Genomic DNA, 18479 nt, shown 5'->3' with positions numbered 1-18479 from the left:
GCAGAGAGGGAAAACGAAACAACAAACCCCGCACAACCCCCACCAACACCACCCCAAAAAAGGGCGACACCAGCAAAGACCAGCAGGGCGCCTGTTGCCTCAGGACCCAACAGTGTGTTCTGTAACCCCTAGAACCTCCCAAACCAACCACCGTTCCAACCCCTCCCCGAAGGAAAAAGCGTACTAAGCGACCAACCCGAGAACAATCCCAGAAGCAAAACCTCCACACCAGCAAAACCAGCGCTTCAGTAAAATTTTGTTGATATTCCACCCTTGAGCACCCACCGAGAAACATACGTCCTCGCAATGGGCTTTAACTCCTCACACCCACACCAGAATCCATGCGGAAACCAGCCAGATGTTTGGTGCTCCTTAGAAAGGAGGTGATCCAGCCGCACCTTCCGGTACGGCTACCTTGTTACGACTTAGTCCCAATCGCCAGTCCCACCTTCGACGGCTCCCTCCCACAAGGGGTTAGGCCACCGGCTTCGGGTGTTACCAACTTTCGTGACTTGACGGGCGGTGTGTACAAGGCCCGGGAACGTATTCACCGCAGCGTTGCTGATCTGCGATTACTAGCGACTCCGACTTCATGGGGTCGAGTTGCAGACCCCAATCCGAACTGAGACCGGCTTTTTGGGATTAGCTCCACCTCACAGTATCGCAACCCTTTGTACCGGCCATTGTAGCATGCGTGAAGCCCAAGACATAAGGGGCATGATGATTTGACGTCATCCCCACCTTCCTCCGAGTTGACCCCGGCAGTCTCCTATGAGTCCCCACCATCACGTGCTGGCAACATAGAACGAGGGTTGCGCTCGTTGCGGGACTTAACCCAACATCTCACGACACGAGCTGACGACAACCATGCACCACCTGTAAACCGACCACAAGTGGGGGACGTATTTCTACGCCTTTCCGGTTCATGTCAAGCCTTGGTAAGGTTCTTCGCGTTGCATCGAATTAATCCGCATGCTCCGCCGCTTGTGCGGGCCCCCGTCAATTTCTTTGAGTTTTAGCCTTGCGGCCGTACTCCCCAGGCGGGGCACTTAATGCGTTAGCTACGGCGCGGAAAACGTGGAATGTCCCCCACACCTAGTGCCCAACGTTTACGGCATGGACTACCAGGGTATCTAATCCTGTTCGCTCCCCATGCTTTCGCTCCTCAGCGTCAGTTAATGCCCAGAGACCTGCCTTCGCCATCGGTGTTCCTCCTGATATCTGCGCATTCCACCGCTACACCAGGAATTCCAGTCTCCCCTACATCACTCTAGTCTGCCCGTACCCACCGCAGATCCGGAGTTGAGCCCCGGACTTTCACGACAGACGCGACAAACCGCCTACGAGCTCTTTACGCCCAATAATTCCGGATAACGCTTGCACCCTACGTATTACCGCGGCTGCTGGCACGTAGTTAGCCGGTGCTTCTTCTGCAAGTACCCTCAACACCACAAAAATGATGCCTTGTTCCCTACTGAAAGAGGTTTACAACCCGAAGGCCGTCGTCCCTCACGCGGCGTCGCTGCATCAGGCTTTCGCCCATTGTGCAATATTCCCCACTGCTGCCTCCCGTAGGAGTCTGGGCCGTGTCTCAGTCCCAGTGTGGCCGGTCACCCTCTCAGGCCGGCTACCCGTCGTCGCCTTGGTGAGCCATTACCTCACCAACAAGCTGATAGGCCGCGAGTCCATCCAAAACCGCAAAAACTTTCCACCCCCACACCATGCGATGAGAGGTCGTATCCAGTATTAGACCCAGTTTCCCAGGCTTATCCCGAAGTCAAGGGCAGGTTACTCACGTGTTACTCACCCGTTCGCCACTAATCCCCCGTGCAAGCACAGGTTCATCGTTCGACTTGCATGTGTTAAGCACGCCGCCAGCGTTCATCCTGAGCCAGAATCAAACTCTCCGTAAAATTCATTACAAAAAACTCTTTCCCAGCATCAACCCACAACTTGCCACACGGGGTGTGACAACCATGAGCAAATACCAAAAAACAAAACAATTGGTATCAACAAAAAACAAAACACACTATTGAGTTCTCAAACAACAGGCACATCCAAGTAATTCTCTGAATAATTCGAAAGTTATTTAAACTTTCTTTTCTTCAGTTTTCCTTGCTGCGTTGTTACTAGCTTATTTCATTCATTTCTTTCTTGTCAAATCCGCGATTTTCATCGGAATTTACCAGAAATTCATAAATGAACCCACCAAAAATTGAAGCTCATCTGCTCTTGGCCGCAATGGCGCACACAGAATCGCAACTAGATTTGGAAGGGGTTTGGCCTCCGCTACGGCAGGTTACCCGGTCATGTTCCAGACCGTCGTATCCGTGCCCCTCAGCGGGCGACTCAGAAAACTTTACACACTCTCCGACGCTCGTGCAAATCGAGCTCCGGCCACGTCGAAAATCCGCGGAATCTCGGGCTTTTGGATAGTGTTTCGCTCTTGCGATAGCCGCCTGTCAGCCAGCGCGCTATCGCAAGAGCGGGACACTATCTGAAACGCTGCTGCTCTCGAGTGCGGATGTTCAGCCGCCAAGCACTTCGACGATCGCCATGGTGCGCTTGCCGCGCCGCACCAACAGGTAGCGTCCGTGCAGCAAGGCCGTCGGGTCGATCACGGCGTCGGCGTCGGTGACTTTTCGGTTGTTCACGTACGCTCCGCCCTCGGCAATCGTCCGGCGGGCCGCCGAGTTGCTGTCCACCAAAGCGGAAGCCACCAATAGCTCCACGATGCCCAAACCGGACTGTGCTACCTCGGTGTGCGGCAATTCCGCCGTCGCGGCCCGGAGCGTGCTCTCGTCCAAGTCGGACAACTCGCCGTTGCCGAAGATCGCAGCCGAGGCAGCGATGACCTTCTCCGTCGCCTCGACCCCGTGCACCAAGCTGTTCACATCCCAGGCCAACGCTTTCTGCGCGGCGCGCTCATGCGGCCGCTCCTCGGTGGCCCGGGCCAGCTCCTCGATCTCCTGCCGGGAACGGAAGGTGAAGATCCGCAGCCGCTCGGCGACGTCGGCGTCGGCGGTGTTGAGCCAGAATTGGTAGAACTCGTACGGGCTGGTCATTTTCGGATTGAGCCAGATCGCGTTGCCTTCGCTCTTGCCGAATTTGGTGCCGTCGGAATTCGTGATCAGCGGCGTCCCGATGGCATGCACGGATCCGCCCGCTGCCTTGCGGATCAGCTCGGTTCCGGAGGTCAGGTTCCCCCACTGGTCCGATCCCCCGGTCTGCAGGGTGCATCCGTACTGCCGGAACAGTTCCAGGAAATCCAGGCCTTGCAGGATCTGGTAGCTGAATTCGGCGTAGGAAATGCCTTCGTCCGAGTTCAGCCGGGAGGCCACGATGTCTTTTTTGATCATGGTGCCCACCCGGTAGTGCTTGCCGACTTCCCGCAGGAAGTCGATCGCGCTCATCGGAGCGGTCCAATCCAGGTTGTTGACCATCCGGGCGGCGTTGTCCCCTTCGAAGGAGAGGAAAGGCTGCACTTGGGCCTGGATGTCGGCTACCCATTCCGCGACTTGTTCCTTGGTCTGCATGGAACGTTCCGTAGTGGGCCGGGGGTCGCCGATCATCCCGGTGGAGCCGCCGACCAGGGCCAACGGCTTGTGTCCGGCCAACTGCAGCCGGCGCATCAGCAGCAACTGGACGAGATGCCCCAGGTGCAGGCTCGCCGCAGTCGGATCGAAACCGCAATAGTAGGTCACCGATTCGGTGCTCAAAGTCTTTTCCAGCTCGGCCTGATCGGTGGAGACCTGGATCAGGCCACGCCAGAGGAGTTCCTGCCAGATATTGTCGAAACTGGCATCGTTCTGCTGTGCAGTGAATTCGGTTGCTTGTGACACAAGACAACCGTAGCAGCGCTCTGCAGCAGCTGCCGACTGCGCGCTGCGGGAAGCTTCAGGACTCGATGCCGGCCGGCAGCGCGGTGCTGCTGAGCAGACGCAACCGCTGCGTGGGCCTGGTCATCGCGACATAGAGATCGCCGACCCGGCCCGCCGAAACCAGTTCGGCCGGTTCCACGATCACCACACCGTCGAACTCGAGTCCTTTGGCTTCGTGCGGATCGATCACCACGATGTCCTGTTCCAGGGAACCGGCGCCATGGCCCACCCGTTTGCCGAATTCGGCGCGCAGGGCCTTGGCCAAACCGGCGACCCGGTGCGGCGCGGCGATCACCGCGAGCAGTCCGCCGTCGACTGCGGCCAATTCCTCCGGCATCGCGGTCAACAATGCTTGCTGCAGATCGGCGACCCGATCGATGATCGGCGGCCACACGCCGTCGCGCACGGCCTTCGGTGCGGAAACCACTTGCCCGGCCGCATTGGCCATCCGCGCGGCGGCCTCGGCGATCTGGGCCGGCGTGCGGTAATTCACGGTGAGCTCTTCGAGCTGCCACCGATCGCCGAAATGCGGCGACAGGGCCTGTTGCCAGGACGAAGCCCCGGCCGCGGCCGAGGTCTGCGCAATGTCGCCGACGATGGTGAAGGATTTCATCGGGCAACGCCGGACCAACAACCGCCACTGCATCGCGGAGAGTTCCTGCGCCTCATCGACCACCACGTGCCCGAAGGCCCAATTCCGGTCCAGCACGGCACGCTCGGCAGCGGTGAACTGCTCGGCCTGGACCGCATTGTGCTCCGCCAGGTCCTCCGCGCTGAGCACGCCGTCCACCCCCACGTCTTCGAGCGATTGCTGGACGTTTTCCAGCGTCCGCTCGGCATTGGCGATGTCCCGTTTGCGCTCGGCTTCCCGGGCTGCCGCATCCCGGCCGCCGGAGGCATCCAATTCACCGAGCAGTTCCGCAGCTTCGTCGAGCAGCGGGACATCCGCCTCGGTCCACGGCCGGCCCGGTTCCCGGTACAGCGCTTCGCGTTCTGCCGCACCCAATTCCGGCGCCGCGGCCTCGAGCAAGGCCGGTTTGGCGAACAGCTCGGTCACCAGCTTCTCCGGCGACATCGGCATCCACGCCAAATTCAAAGCAATCCGCACATCCCGGGATGCCCGCACGTCTTCGGCCAGATACGAACGGTCAGCACTGTTGCCGATCGACTTGCCTTCCACGATCTCGGTCAGTTGTTCGGTCAGCTCACGCAACAGGATCTTCACGAAAGTCAGCCGGGCTTCGTTGTGCGGCTTCCCAGTGGCCCGCGCCTTGTCACGGGCCCGGCGCACCTGTTTCGGGGTCAGCACGATCTTCTGCCCCTCCACGTCCAGCACCCGGTCTTCGGCCGGGATCCGCTGCCGGTTCCCGACCGCTCGGCCGATCACCGTGGCCATCAGCGCCCGGCCCTTGATCTCCGCGATTTCCGGGGCTTCGGTGCCGACGGCGTTGATGCCCGGCATCAAGCGGCCCAGGTTCGCCATCACCACACCGGTCTCGCCGAGCGAAGGCAGCACTCTTTCGATATAGGTCATGAACGAGGAGGACGGACCCACCAGGAGCACTCCGGCGGACTTCAGCCGATCCCGGTGGGTGTACAGCAAATAAGCCGCCCGGTGCAGCGCGACTGCAGTCTTCCCGGTCCCCGGGCCGCCTTGCACCACGAGGGCTCCGGCCAAAGGCGATCGGATCACCCGGTCCTGTTCGGCCTGGATGGTGCCGACGATGTCGCTCATCCGCCCGGTCCGTTTGGAATTGAGCGCCGCGAGCAGCGCCCCCTCACCCTGCAGGGCTTCGGAATCGCTGAGCATTTGCGGATCGAGCACATCGTCTTCGATGGCTTTGACCTGCCGGTTCTGCAAGATCAGATGCCGACGACGGCGGACGCCTTGCCGCTCGAAGGCGGTCGCCTGGTAAAACGTGCCGGCTTCCGGCGCCCGCCAATCCACCATGAGCTGTTTGAGGTCTTCGGTGGACAAACCGATCCGGCCGATGTACCGCTGTTCACCCGAATCGAGGTCCAGCCGTCCGAAGACCAACCGGTCGTCGACCGCGTTCAACTGCGCCAACCGGTCTTCGTACAACGACGCGAAGGCATCCCGCTCCGACCGGTTCTGATGCGAACCCACCGCGGTGTTGCGGCGCACCTCCCCCAGTTGCTCGAGTTTCTCCTCGCGCAACTCATCCAGCCTTGCATACAGCCCGGCAACGTACTCGCGCTCATGCGCCAGCTCTTCACGGGCTTTGCCGGTGTGGTGATGTGTTGGTTCAGCCTCAAGCATTGGGGCATCCTTTCAGCCAGCAGACCGTCCATTCTACAGCTATTTCAATGAACTGAAATGAAACAGGCGCGAAACGGAGGCCGCTCATGGAACTACAAACGGACCAGCGAACGCACCCGGTGTCCGGCCAATGCGGCGCGGCCGTGCAGTTCGCCCAATTCGAGCACTACTCCATAGCCGGCCACGTTCACCTCTGCCCTGGCGAAAAGCCGGGATGCCGCCGCCAGGGTTCCACCGGTGGCCAGCACATCGTCCAGGATCAGCACCCGGCAACCCGCCGGAATATCGTCTTGGTGCAACTCCAAAGCCGCCTTGCCGTATTCCAAGTCGTAGCTTTCGGTGTACACGGCCCGGGGCAGCTTCCCGGCCTTGCGCACCGTGATCACGCCGGTGCCGCTGGCGTACGCCGCGGCCGCCGCCAGCAGGAAACCCCGTGCTTCGACGCCGGCAACCGCATCAAATTGCCCCTCGAATGGCTCGATCAGCGCATCCACGACGGCGCGCAGGGTGGCCCCGTCGGCGAACACCGGAGTGAGGTCACGGAAGGTAATACCGGGTTTCGGGTAGTCGGGGACCGTCGCGCACAACCGGTTGATCCGCGCTTCGACTGTTTCGTCCGTCTTGGAATCGTGCTGCATGCCAACCCTGTTTCCCACTCATCATGCTCGTCTGTCCGGGTGCCGGATCCGGGGTCTGCCCCGGAAAAGCCCTACTGCCGGAAACCAACAATGCCATACCGGGCTCCGCTCCGGCTGATCCCGGAGACAAAGTGACCCTGGTCATATCCCCACCGCTGGGCTACCCTGTTGCTCAAGCTGATGCCGGCGAATGCCGCACGGCGTTTTCGAGAGGATATTCCATGAAGCTGCTCAAGAGGTCGGCCGCGCTCGGGTCTGTGGTTTGTTTGGCCGGCATGGCGCTGTTCGTCGCCACCCCGGCAAATGCCACGTCCTGGACCTGCGGATCCGAGCCCCTTTCCGCAGGGCAGACCCTGAACGACTCGACCCCGGCTGAAGCGCAGCCGAACTGCGCGGCGGGAGACCCGGCACCGAAGCCGTGGATCTGCGCGCCGGAGCCCCGGGTCATCGTGACGGTTTACTGCCCGTAACCCCCGAAAACTGGTTCTGCCGGGCCGGTTTTCCGGCCCGGACGGATCAGCGCAATCAAGCACCAGACTGCGGTGCCCCGGATCTCTTCCGGGGCACCGCAGCTTTGTATTTGGAAACGCTCGGATTCCCCGAGATCCAAAACCGCCAAGGAAACTGCTCGGTGCCGCCGGCCCCGCTGACCCCGACCCGGAGCCCGCTGCTGATCGTCTCCGCAGCCGCCAGGGCGTTCCGCCGGAGCCCGAGCCCGGGCGCCGCAGCCGCCTCGACGGAACTCGGGTCCGCGGCCAAGTCGTGGATTCGGACTCCGTCCGCGGCACGGGCCAAACCCAGCGCCGCAGCCAACCTGGCCGGGCCGGAGGCCAAGTCGGCGTCCCGTTTCGTGGCGGGCCGCCGGGAGCGGGCCAGTTCGACGCCACGGATGATCTCCCCGGCCCGTAAGAGCACCGCGGACGCCGTGCCCGCCGGCGAGCAGATGATGTTCCCGCTCCAATGCATCCCGTACACGAAATAGCAGTAGAAGTATCCGGCCGGGCCGAACATCACCTGGGTCCGGGGCGTCGGCCCGCGGAAAGCATGCGAACCCGGATCTTCTTCGCCCAAATAGGCTTCGACTTCGGTGATCCGGACGGTCACCGGGGCGCTCCGGCCGGATCCGCCGTCGAAACTGCTGGTCAGCTCGGCCCCGAGCAGCAACGGCGCCACGGTGAGCGCGTCCTGCACCAGGAATTCGGCCAGCGGCAACCCTGCCGGGCCGCTCACGCGGTGAGCGCGCCGACTGCCTCGGCAATCGGGGTGTCGCCGGAAATCAGTTCCACCACCTGCCCGACGCCGGCTCCGGCCAAGAGCAATTCGGCCACCACCGACGCCACATCGGCCCGTGGCACGGAGCCCCGGCCGGTCTGCTCGGCGAGCAGCACCCGGCCGGTGCCGGCGTCGTCCACCAGCCGGCCCGGGCGGAGGATCGTCCAGTCCAGTCCGGACCGGGCAACCAGATCTTCTTCGGCTCCGAGTTTGGCCACCAGATACGCGTAGAAATCATCGTCGATGCCGTCTGGCCGGGAGCCGGCACGCACCGAGTCGGCACCCATCGATGAGATTTGGACGAATCGCCGGACGCCGGCTTGTTCGGCGGCATCGGCCAGGAGCACTGAACCGGCACGGTCGACGCTGTCCTTGCGGGCTGCTCCGCTGTTCGGCCCGGCCCCGGCCGCGAAAACCACCGCATCGGCACCGATCAGCGCCTGAGCGAGCTGGTCCACCGAAGAGTTTTCGATGTCCAAAAGCACCGGGGCGATCCCCCGGGACCGCAGCTCGTCCTGTTGCCCGGGTTTCCGGATCAGCCCCACCGGTTGGTGCCCCGCAGCGGCAAGCTGCTGACCCAGGAAAAGCGCTATCTGGCCGTGTCCGCCGGCAATCACAATCTTCATGCTGCCATCCTGCCACGCGGCGGCGGATGCCGGAATGCCCCAGGCTCCGACCCCGCACCGCCATGTCCGATTTCCGCTAGCATAGGTCCGGTCGAGCTGTCAGGATGGACTCATGGACTTCGAACAACGCTACCGGGCCATCGATGCGCGGGACCCCCGCTTCGACGGTCAGTTCTACACCGCGGTCCGGTCCACCGGAATCTACTGCCGGCCATCCTGTCCGGCCCGCACCCCGCGCCGGGAAAATGTGCACTTCTACCCGACCAGCGCGGCAGCGCACGAGGCCGGCTACCGGGCGTGCAAACGCTGCCTGCCCGAGGCGGTTCCCGGAACGCCGGAATGGAATCTGCGTTCCGACGTCGCGGCCCGGGCGATGCGGTTGATTGCCGACGGCGTGGTCAACCGGGGCGGCGTGGAACTGCTCGCGGCGCAGCTGGGCTATTCGGTGCGCCAGCTGAACCGAATCCTGCTCGCCGAACTCGGGGCCGGCCCGTTGTCCCTGGCCCGCGCAGCCCGTGCCCAGACCGCACGGGCGCTGCTGACCTCGACCGGCATGAAGTTCGCGGATGCCGCCTTCGCCTCGGGTTTTTCCTCGGTGCGGCAGTTCAACGACACCGTGCAACAGGTCTTCGACCTGACTCCCGGCCAGTTGCGCGCCACGGCGACGAAGCGCGGCAACCTGCCGGCTGCCGCCGGGGCCGGCTCCGGCCTGCGCGGAACCGCCCTGAACCTGAAACTTCCGCTGCGCCCGCCCTACGACCACGGCATCTTCGATTTCCTGGCCGCCCGCGCGGTGCACGGCGTCGAACTGGCGGATGCGGAAAGCTATTCCCGCACCCTGGCACTGCCCTTGGGCCACGCCAGCATCACGGTGCAATTGCCCGAGCTGCCTGCCGGTATGGATTCCGGGCAACGGGCCTGGGCCACCGACCACTTGCTGCTGCAGGCGAGTCTGCAAGACCTGAAAGACTTGCCGACGCTGCTCAGCCGGGTCCGCCGGCTCTTCGACCTGGATGCCGATCCGATCGCCATCGACAACGGCCTGCGCAACAGCTTGCCGGAACGCCTTGCCGCAGTGCCCGGCATCCGGTTGCCCGGAGCGCTGGAAGCGTCAGAAATGCTGCTGCGCGCGATGGTCGGCCAGCAGATCACGGTGCAAGCCGCCCGCGGGCAATTGCACCGGCTCGCCGCCCTGGGCGGCAGCGTGGACAGCCCAGTCGCCGGCCTGGACCGGCTCTTCCCGAGCCCGGCCCAGATCGCCGAGCACGGGGCCGACTTCCTGCGCGGACCGAAGCGGCGCACCGATTCGATCCTCGCCGCGATGGCCCGTCTGGCCGGATCCGACGAATCCGGCCGGGGACTCAGCCTGGGTGTGGCCGACGACGTCCAGTCGCTGCGCGAAAAGCTCCTTCCGCTGCCGGGGATCGGGCCCTGGACGGTGAATTACCTCGCCATGCGGTTGCTCGGCGCCCCGGATATCTTCTTGGACAACGACGTGGCAGTCCGCAAGGGCCTCGCCGCGGTGGGGCTCGATGCTGCGGACACCGCGGCACTGAGTCCCTGGCGCTCCTATGCGACAGTCCATTTCTGGCGGGCCGCCGCGGCCCGGCCAGCCGATCGGGCAATCGGACCCGGCGCACCGGCCTCGGCGCCGCGCACCGCAAGGCTTCGAACCTCAGTCAGCAACGAGCAAAAGGACGCCAACGCATGAATGCCAATTTCTTCACGCTAACCACCCCGGACGGACCGTTCGGTGTCATCACGTCGTCCGAAACCCCGGAACGGCCAGGGACCGCGGTGGTCCTGGCCTCCGGATGGACCGACTCGGTCGCCGAGCTCTCCGGCCAGATCCACCGCAGCCTGCGCCCCGAGCAGATCACCGAAGCGGCCCCGGACGCGAAAATCGAAGCAGCAGTCCGGGCTTTCTATGCCGGCGATTTCGCCGCAGTCGGGCAGATCGAAGTGCTGCAGAAATCCGGGCCGTTCCGCAGCCATGCCTGGGAGGTGCTGCGCACCGTGCAGCCCGGGAAGCCGGTGACCTACAGCGACTACGCCGAGCTCTCCGGGAATCCGCAGGCAGTCCGCGCGGCGGCGAGCGCCTGTGCCTTCAACGCCGCCGCACTTTTCGTCCCCTGCCACCGGGTGGTGCGGTTGGACGGCAGCATGGGCGGCTTCCGCTGGGGCGTGCAGATCAAGGAAAGCCTGCTGGCCCGCGAGTCCGCTGCCTGATTCCGGCGCGGCCCGCTTCGCAGCCGGAGGCCGCGGACCGGGCCGCAACCGATGACCAGTCCGGCTCACCGGACCCGAATCCCCGCCGAGCCGGTACTATCTGAGGAATGAGCGCATCTGATCCCGGACTGCCGCAACTGCGGTTGTTGGGGCCGGTCGAGGTCGCGCTCGGCCCGGATCGGGTCGCGGCGCCGCCGGGCCCCCGGGCGAAAGCCTTGTTGATCGCGTTGTCACTGGCGCCTGGCCGGATCTCGAGCGCGGAACAGCTCATCGACGATGTTTGGGGATTGGACGCCCCGGCTTCGGCGAAAACCGCGTTGCACACCTTGATTTCCAGGACCCGTTCGTTTTGTCCGGCATTGCTGGAAAGCAGCAGCGGCGGCTACCGGCTCGGCGTCACCGCGGCGCACATCGACCTCTGGCATGCCGAGCAGTCGTACCGGGATGCGGTGGCCGCCTTGCCGGACGCCCCATTGACCGCGAATTCGATCGCTGAGGCGGCCCTCGGGCTCTGGACCGGGGATCCAGGCGGAGACGCCTCGCCGTCGCCCGCGCTGGACGAACTCCGGCGGCAGGCCGAAAGGCTGTTCGGCGACCTGCAGCAGATCCGCGGCGAAGCCTTGCTCGCGGCCGGAAACGCCCCCGCGGCAGTGCCGGCTCTGTCCCGCCGGGCCGAACTCGAACCGTTGAACGAAGCAGCCAATCTGCGTTTCGTCCGGGCTTTGCACGAGGCCGACCGCACCCCGGAGGCGCTTGAGCATTTCGAACTGTTCCGCCGCAGGCTCCGCGACGAGCTGGGCAGCTCGCCCAGTCCGGCAGCCGCAGCCCTGCAGGCCAGATTGCTGGCCCCCGGAAGCCCCGAGCGGATACCCGGCAACCCGCCGGTTCCAGCCCGACGCCAGTTCGTCTCCGGGGTGCGCGCCGCGCCGAATGAGCTGCTCGGCCGGGATGCGGATCTGGCCGGCGTCGAAGCGCTGCTGGAGTCCGGCCGGGTGACCACCGTGCTCGGGCCGGGCGGACTGGGCAAAACGCGTTTGGCCATGGAAGTCGCCCAGCGCGCCGCGGCCGCGGGCCTGCCCGGTGTCGTGGTGGTGGAACTGGCGAGCGTGCGCGACGGCGCCGATATCTGGCTGGCTCTGGCTTCGGCTCTGGGCATCGCCGAGCCGGGGCAGAAGGCCGCGCGGGTCGCCGTCGATGTCCGGCAGCGGATCATCGCGAACCTCGCCGAACGCAGAACCCTGCTGTTCTTGGACAATTGCGAACACGTGATCGCCGACGTGGCCGCGATCGTGGCGGATTTGATCGCCTCGGTGGCCGTGTTGAAGGTGCTCACCACCAGCAGGTCCCCCCTGGACATCGCTGGCGAACGGATTTACCCGTTGCAGGCGCTGGCCGTGGTTTCCGCTGAAGGGACGCCGCCGGCCGTGTCGCTTTTCCTGGAACGGGCCAACGCGGCGCGGCCAGGCGCCGCCCTGCCGATGCCGGCGGTGAGCAGCCTCTGCGCCCGGCTGGAGGGGCTGCCCCTGGCGATCGAATTGGCCGCAGCCCGGGTCCGGACGATGAGCGTCGAGGAGATCCAGAACCGGATCACCGAAAAATTCGCCATGCTCACGGTGTTGCGCGCCTCGGATCGGGCTGCCCCGGAGCGGCACCGCACCCTGCGCGCGGTGATCGAGTGGAGTTGGAGCCTGCTCCAAACCGAGGAACAAGCCACCCTGCGCCGGCTGTGCAGTTTTCCGGATGGATTTTCGCTCGATGCCGCGGTCGCCGTGGCCGGCTGGGACCGCACGGATTCCAGTTCGGTGGAGGACGACCTGGAAGCCCTGCTGAACCAATCGTTGCTCCGGATCCAGGAGCATCCGCTCAATGGGCAGCTGCGTTACCGGATGTTGGAAACCGTCCGGGAGTTCGGCAGCCTGGAACAGGACGTCGCCGGCGAGCAACGGACCGTGGCGGGACGGATGGCGGATTGGGCCCGGAATTGGTGCCTGGGCCGCATGGACCGCTGCTACGGGCCGCAACAAGTCGAAACCATCCGGGACATCACGGTGGAGCAGGACAACCTGGTTTTCCTGCTGCGCCGGGCGTTGACCGAAAAAGACAGCCCGACGGTGTTCTGGATCTTCGGCTTGCTGGGCAACTACTGGTCGATCCGCTCCATGCACCAGGATGTGATCAGTTTCGCCCCGGCAGTCTGGGACGCCGTCGTCGGCCAGGAGATCGACGACCGCGAAGTGCCTGCCGCGCTGCTGAGCTTCACCGTGCTGTCCGGCAACGTCGGCATGGTCGATCTGCGGCTTGCCGCCCGGGCCCGGACCATGATCCGGCGGATGCTGGCCCGGGAGGTCGAAACGGACGAGCATTTGCGGACCATGGCCGCGATCTGGCTGAATCTGGGCTCGGCACACCGGCTGCAGGCCAGCATTGCCAGCGCCCGATCCAGCGGAAATGCGCTCACCCAGGCGTCCGCATACATGGCCGAAGCATTTTTGCTGGAGAATTCGGGGCAAACCGTCAAGGCGATCACCGCCGCGCAGGAGGCCTTCCGACTGGCCAAGAAGTACGGCGACCCGTGGACCATGGGCACTGTGTCGGTGTCGCTTTCGCAGCTTTTCTCGCAGCGCGCAAACCACGCGCAGTCCCTGATCTGGGCCACCCGGGCGCTCGGCCAGCTCCAGGCTTTGGACGCGGTCGGCGACTTGCGCCAGCTGCACGCGATGATGGCGGCGAGCCAAGTCTCGATCGGACAGCTGGGCGCGGCCCGGGAAACCCTGGCAACCGCGCTGGCCAGCGTGCCGGGCGACGATCCGGAGCAAGCCGTGCTGGCCGGGAGCACGATTGCGCTCCAGGCCGAGATCGCACTGCATTCGGGTCAGCTCGCCGAAGGCTTGGAGATCTACCGGACGCTCTTGGATTCGCCGGTCTACCGGCAGATGCCGCCTGGTCCCTACGGTCCGTTGCTGTATTCCGCGGCGATCGGCGCCCATCTGTTGTTCGGGCTCGACGGCAGTACGCCGCGGCCCGGGCCGGACGGCGTACTGCCGCCCTTGGACCACTGGATCGCCCGGCTCCGGGTACGCACTTTGGTCTGGCGGCGGATCGGCGGCGACGCCTTCACCGACCGGCCGGTCCTGGGTTCATCGCTGCTGGTCATCGGTTCCTGGGCGGTGCTGACCAGTCCGCCGGAGAGCCCGCGGAGCCGCATCGGACTCGAATTGGTCTCGATGGCCGACGGCCGCCAGGACATGCCTTCGCTGCTCCGCGAGCCGCATCTGCGCGCGGCACGGAATCGGCTGGGCGATGCCGCCGTGGCCCGGGCGCTGCGCGCGGCTCCCGGCTTCGAAACCGAAACGGCGCTGGACCGCGCGTACCTTCTGCTCCGAGACCCAGCGCTGCGTTAACTGAATTTGCCGCCGATTTTGGCTGACGCCGCGGAAATTTCCCCGGCGTCAGCCAAAACCGGCGGCGTCTACCGGCTCAAGCCTTGCGCATGTACGCCCGGACCGTGAGCGGCGCGAAGACCAGCACAATTGCCGCCGCGCCGATCAGCGCGAACCAGGCATTCGAGCTGAATACTCCGTCGTTGGTCAGGTCCCGCAGGCCGCTGATCAGGAATGACAGCGGATTCACGTTGACGAATGCTTCCAAGAACGGCGGCATCGACTCCGGCCGCACGTAGGCGTTCGACAGGAAAGTCAGCGGAAACAGCACCAGGAAGGAAATGCCCTGGACGCTGGCCGCGGTACGGGCGATCACGCCGAAGAAGGCGAAAATCCAGCTCACCGCCCAGGAACAGACGACGACCAGGAGTCCGGCGAGAATCACATTGCCGACCCCGCCTGCGGCCCGGTACCCCATCACGAAACCCGTGGCGAAGGTCAATGTGGTGCCGATCGCATAACGGAGCGTATCTGCGAGCAGGGCTCCGGCCAGCGGCGCGATCCGGGCGATCGGCAGTGACTTGAACCGGTCGAAGACGCCCTTGTCCATGTCTTCGCGCAATTGCACGCCGGTGACCACGGACGTGGTGATCACGGTCTGCACCAGAATGCCGGGCAGCATATACGGCAAATACTGCTCGACGCTGCCCGCGATCGCACCGCCGAAGATCGCGGAGAACATCACCGTGAACAGGATCGGCTGCAGCGTGACGTCGAGCAGCTGCTCCGGGGTCCGTTTGATCTTGAGCAGCCCGCGCCAAGCCATGGTGAACGAGTTCCGGATCGTCTGCTGCAAACTGACGTGGTTCTTCAACCGCGCGGTGGCCGGATTGATGGCCTGGGTCAAAGTGCTCATCGGGTGCCTGCTTTCTGCGCTTTGGCATTCTGCCCGGGGACGGCGCCGAGTTCGCTGGCGTCGTCGGGGATTTCTTCTTCAGTGGCGGCATGGCCGGTGAGCGCCAGGAAGACCTCGTCCAGGCTCGGCTTCTGCACGGAAATCTCAGCGACCTGGATCGCGGCGTTGCGCAGTTCGATCAGCAGGTCGGTCACCGCATCGGGACTCTGCATCGGGGCAGTGAGCCGGCCCGCTTCCGGGGAAACCGTGGCGCTGGCGCCCAGCGTCCGTTCGATCAGCAGCTTGGCCGCAGCCATGTCCGCCTTATCGGCCAGGCGCAGCAGCAACGCCGAGTTGCCCACTGAGGCTTTGAGCTCGTCGGCGGTGCCTTCGGCCACGACCTTGCCTTTGTCGATCACCGCGATCCGGTCCGCCAACTGGTCCGCCTCGTCCAAGTACTGCGTGGTCAGCAGGACCGTGGATCCGCTGGAGACCAGCCGTCGGATGGTGTCCCACATCTGTGCCCGGGTCCGCGGGTCCAACCCGGTCGTCGGTTCGTCGAGGAAGATCAGCGGCGGTTGCGCGATCAAGCTGGCCGCCAGATCCAGGCGCCGGCGCATGCCACCGGAGAACTTCTTCAACGGGCGCTTTGCGGCCTCGGCCAGGCCGAACTCTTCGAGCAGTTCGGCACTCTTGATCCGGGCCTGCTTGCCACTGAGCCCGAGCAGCTTCGAGAACAGGCGAAGGTTCTCCGTGGCACTGAGGTTTTCATCCACCGAAGCGGATTGCCCGGTGACGCCGATGAGCTGGCGGACGATCTGCGCCTCTTTGGCCACGTCGTGGCCGAAGATCCGGGCTTCTCCCCCGTCGGCGCGCAGCAGCGTCGCCAGGATGTTGATCGTGGTGGACTTGCCGGCCCCGTTGGGGCCGAGCACACCGTATATGGTGCCGGCTTGGACTTTCAGGTCCACGCCGTCGACGGCGCGGTTGTCACCGAACACCTTGACCAGCCCATAGGCCTCGACGGCCAGATCTGGGGAGTTCATGGAGGGCTCCTTTTCGAATGATTCTAGGATTCGCTATTGCGTTCGAAGACCATCCTGCCAAAGAGCCCTTACCGACTGCTTACATCCGGCTTACCGGGCGGGACATGCCCCGCCGGTGTTCCTTGCCCGGCAGGTGCACCGGGAATCCGTCGTCGCTGTCCTTGCCGGTCACCGCCATTTTGACCGTGGGCCAAATTGCCCGGCGGTGCGCCACCAACAGGACCACAGCCAGTACCGTGTACCCGGCAGCCACCAGGTAGCGCGCTTCGGTGCTGGTGAAGATGAAGGTCGTGGTGAAAAGCAGGAACAGCACGGTGGCCCAACGGCCGGAGAATTTCATGCAGAGCAGGATCGAAATGCCCAACAGGGTTTGGGCCGCAGTCAACGTGAACTCCTCCACTTGGCGGGGGTCCATCGGCATCGTCCAGCCGCCGCCACCGACCATGTAGGCGACCGGGAGCGAGCCGACCAGCGCGGTCCACTGGTTGACCTTGCTGGCGATCAGCAGACCCAGTGCCATGCCGGCTTTGCCGCGCATCGCGAACAGGATCGCAATGACGAATTCCGGCGCTTCCGAGGCCAACGGCGCGAGCCACTGGACCAGGAGGAAGTCACTGATCCCGAGTTGCCGGCCCGCGGCGATGAGGCTTTGCGCAAACGGCTCGGCCAACATCAGGATCACGGCCGCGGTGCCGACGAAGAGCACCACGAGCATGATCCGGCGCGGCACCGTGCTCAGCGCACCGATGCTTTCCGAGACGCCCATCAATTCCGGCTCTTCGGTTTCCGATTTGGACGCCCGGTAGAGGTAGAAGACGAACAGCCCCAGCATCGCGACGCCGAGCAGGATGTTGATCTGCCCGGTCAGCGGAATCAGCAACGCCAAGACCGTGGCGATGATCAGCAGCCCGAGCTCCAGACGGTAGCCGCGCCGGACCACGACGGCGAACGGTTTGGTCTCGATGTCCGGATCCACCGCAGCCTGCTTCCGCTTCACCGAACGGTAGACCAGCCAGGCCACCAGCACCATGAGCGGCCAGGCCACGCCGAGCAGGAGCCGGTTGGCGCCGGTCATATTCGCGGCCGCGTATTGGGTCAGTGAGGGATCCGAACCGGCGCTGAACGCGAAATACAGATCGACCGCGTATTCCGGCAGGATTGCGGTGATCGCCAGCAAGCCCACCATGAGCCCGCCGGAAATGTCCTTCTCCGCGGCTTCTCCGGTCCAGGCCAAAGCGAACGAGGCCGCGATCACGGCGATGCCGTAAATCAGCAGCGATGCCAGCGGCGCGATCTCGGCACCGGAAAACTTCAGGATCAGTCCTGGCGTTATCAAGACTGCGACGATGCACAGAGCCACGATCAAGCGTCGGGCCAATCGCGCGGAGATCTTCATGCTGCTCCAATCAGTTATTTATTTAAATATCATGATATCTAAATATTTATTGAATGCAAGACAGCATCCCGATCACTGCTTGGCCGGGACTCCGGACGGCCAAGCGAGCAATTCCGGAAGCTCGATCGCGTCCGCCGCGGCGAACGCATCGACCTGGCCGATCGGTTCCCGGCCGGCCAACCAGGCGGCGATGTCGTTGAGCTGGCCGGTGATCACGTAGCTTTTGCCGGAAGTGTTGCCATTGCTCAAAGTCACCGGCTGGGCGCCGAGCGGTTGCAGCACCAACCGGGTCTTTTCCGGAACCCGCGCCTCCAGGAAACTGAAAAGGTGCCGGCAAAATGCCGGACTCCAATCCTGGCTGCTCGCGCCGATCCGCAGATCCGCGTGGTGGATGACCAATTCCCGCCAGCCGGCGTTGACCACGTCGGTGACGTTGCCGTCCCGGTAAGCGGTCTTCGTGGTCAGATCCGCATCATCGAGCGCATCCAGCGCGGCGGAAAGCCGGCCGAGCGCCGATTCCAATTCGGCGAGCAATTCCGGCTGCTCCAGCGCGGCGTGCTTGGCGATGTCCGCATTCCGGCCATCCATGCCGCCGTCGTACATCTCGACGATTTCCTGCCGCTTCGCGTACTCGAGCTGCCGGGCCAGGCCCAGGCCGACCCCGCGCAAATGCGCGAACAACTGCGCCCGGCTCCAACCCGGCAGTGCCGAGGGCTCCCGGATGTCGTCGTCGCCGTGGTCTGCCAGCCATTGCCGGAACTGGCACGCCGCTTGCTGCATTTCCGCGATGGCGGGCAGGAGCGCAGCTCCCTCGCTGAGTGTCATGTGACAAAGG

At 64.4% G+C, this 18479-nt stretch carries 13 protein-coding genes and 1 rRNA gene; 4 read left to right on the top strand and 10 right to left on the bottom strand.

The annotated features are described in order from the left end of the window. Positions 1–376: 376 nt before the first annotated feature. From JOE69_RS15495 to JOE69_RS15480, 4 genes are all read right to left on the bottom strand, one after another. Positions 377–1913: ribosomal RNA gene (locus tag JOE69_RS15495) — 16S ribosomal RNA — on the bottom strand. 615 nt (positions 1914–2528) lie between these two features. Beyond that, positions 2529–3842: a tyrosine--tRNA ligase gene (gene tyrS / locus JOE69_RS15490; RefSeq protein WP_309800195.1), complete on the bottom strand. Its 1314-nt coding sequence runs from the start codon at positions 3840–3842 to the stop codon at positions 2529–2531. Positions 3843–3897: 55 nt separating this feature from the next. Continuing rightward, the gene (locus JOE69_RS15485; RefSeq protein ID WP_296364190.1) at positions 3898–6162 is read right to left on the bottom strand and encodes a HelD family protein; all 2265 of its coding nucleotides are present in this window, start codon (positions 6160–6162) and stop codon (positions 3898–3900) included. Positions 6163–6254: 92 nt separating this feature from the next. Beyond that, positions 6255–6800 (bottom strand): adenine phosphoribosyltransferase, encoded by a 546-nt coding sequence (locus tag JOE69_RS15480; protein WP_296364189.1) that lies wholly within the window; start codon positions 6798–6800, stop codon positions 6255–6257. A 221-nt stretch (positions 6801–7021) separates the two neighbouring features. Between JOE69_RS15480 and JOE69_RS15475 the strand changes: the two genes are divergently transcribed. Continuing rightward, positions 7022–7270, top strand: a complete 249-nt coding sequence (locus tag JOE69_RS15475; RefSeq protein WP_296364188.1) for a hypothetical protein — start codon at positions 7022–7024, stop codon at positions 7268–7270. 55 nt (positions 7271–7325) lie between these two features. Here the strand turns inward: JOE69_RS15475 and JOE69_RS15470 are convergent, their stop codons facing one another. Both JOE69_RS15470 and JOE69_RS15465 read right to left on the bottom strand, forming a co-directional pair. Beyond that, a complete protein-coding gene (locus tag JOE69_RS15470; protein WP_309800190.1) occupies positions 7326–8030 on the bottom strand; it encodes a DNA-3-methyladenine glycosylase in 705 nt (234 codons plus the stop codon). Beyond that, positions 8027–8698: an SDR family oxidoreductase gene (locus JOE69_RS15465; RefSeq protein WP_309800188.1), complete on the bottom strand. Its 672-nt coding sequence runs from the start codon at positions 8696–8698 to the stop codon at positions 8027–8029. The genes JOE69_RS15470 and JOE69_RS15465 overlap by 4 nt, the downstream gene beginning before the upstream one ends. A gap of 112 nt (positions 8699–8810) precedes the next feature. Here JOE69_RS15465 and JOE69_RS15460 point away from each other — a divergent pair, with 112 nt between their 5' ends. The 3 genes from JOE69_RS15460 to JOE69_RS15450 all read left to right on the top strand — a co-directional run bounded on the left by JOE69_RS15460 (position 8811) and on the right by JOE69_RS15450 (position 14328). Further along, positions 8811–10409, top strand: coding sequence for a DNA-3-methyladenine glycosylase 2 family protein (locus JOE69_RS15460; RefSeq protein WP_309800187.1), 1599 nt, complete (start codon positions 8811–8813; stop codon positions 10407–10409). Beyond that, on the top strand, positions 10406–10927 hold the full coding sequence (locus JOE69_RS15455) for a methylated-DNA--[protein]-cysteine S-methyltransferase (protein ID WP_309800185.1): 522 nt from the start codon (positions 10406–10408) through the stop codon (positions 10925–10927). The genes JOE69_RS15460 and JOE69_RS15455 overlap by 4 nt, the downstream gene beginning before the upstream one ends. A gap of 107 nt (positions 10928–11034) precedes the next feature. Further along, on the top strand, positions 11035–14328 hold the full coding sequence (locus tag JOE69_RS15450; protein ID WP_309800182.1) for an AfsR/SARP family transcriptional regulator: 3294 nt from the start codon (positions 11035–11037) through the stop codon (positions 14326–14328). 76 nt (positions 14329–14404) lie between these two features. On the opposite strand, the gene JOE69_RS15445 is transcribed toward JOE69_RS15450, so the two are convergent. The 4 genes from JOE69_RS15445 to JOE69_RS15430 all read right to left on the bottom strand — a co-directional run bounded on the left by JOE69_RS15445 (position 14405) and on the right by JOE69_RS15430 (position 18469). Then, positions 14405–15223 (bottom strand): ABC transporter permease, encoded by an 819-nt coding sequence (locus tag JOE69_RS15445; protein WP_296364182.1) that lies wholly within the window; start codon positions 15221–15223, stop codon positions 14405–14407. Then, the gene (locus JOE69_RS15440; RefSeq protein WP_309800179.1) at positions 15220–16248 is read right to left on the bottom strand and encodes an ATP-binding cassette domain-containing protein; all 1029 of its coding nucleotides are present in this window, start codon (positions 16246–16248) and stop codon (positions 15220–15222) included. Before JOE69_RS15440 ends, JOE69_RS15445 begins: the two co-directional genes overlap by 4 nt. Before the next feature lie 79 nt (positions 16249–16327). Next, positions 16328–17644 (bottom strand): calcium:cation antiporter family protein, encoded by a 1317-nt coding sequence (locus tag JOE69_RS15435; RefSeq protein WP_309800177.1) that lies wholly within the window; start codon positions 17642–17644, stop codon positions 16328–16330. A gap of 72 nt (positions 17645–17716) precedes the next feature. After that, on the bottom strand, positions 17717–18469 hold the full coding sequence (locus tag JOE69_RS15430; protein WP_309800174.1) for a maleylpyruvate isomerase family mycothiol-dependent enzyme: 753 nt from the start codon (positions 18467–18469) through the stop codon (positions 17717–17719). Positions 18470–18479 lie beyond the last annotated feature (10 nt).

This window comes from Arthrobacter russicus, assembly GCF_031454135.1.
Taxonomy (GTDB): domain Bacteria; phylum Actinomycetota; class Actinomycetes; order Actinomycetales; family Micrococcaceae; genus Renibacterium; species Renibacterium russicum.
The sequence above is the reverse complement of the archived record's forward strand: the minus strand, read 5'-3'. Positions and strand labels throughout refer to the sequence as shown.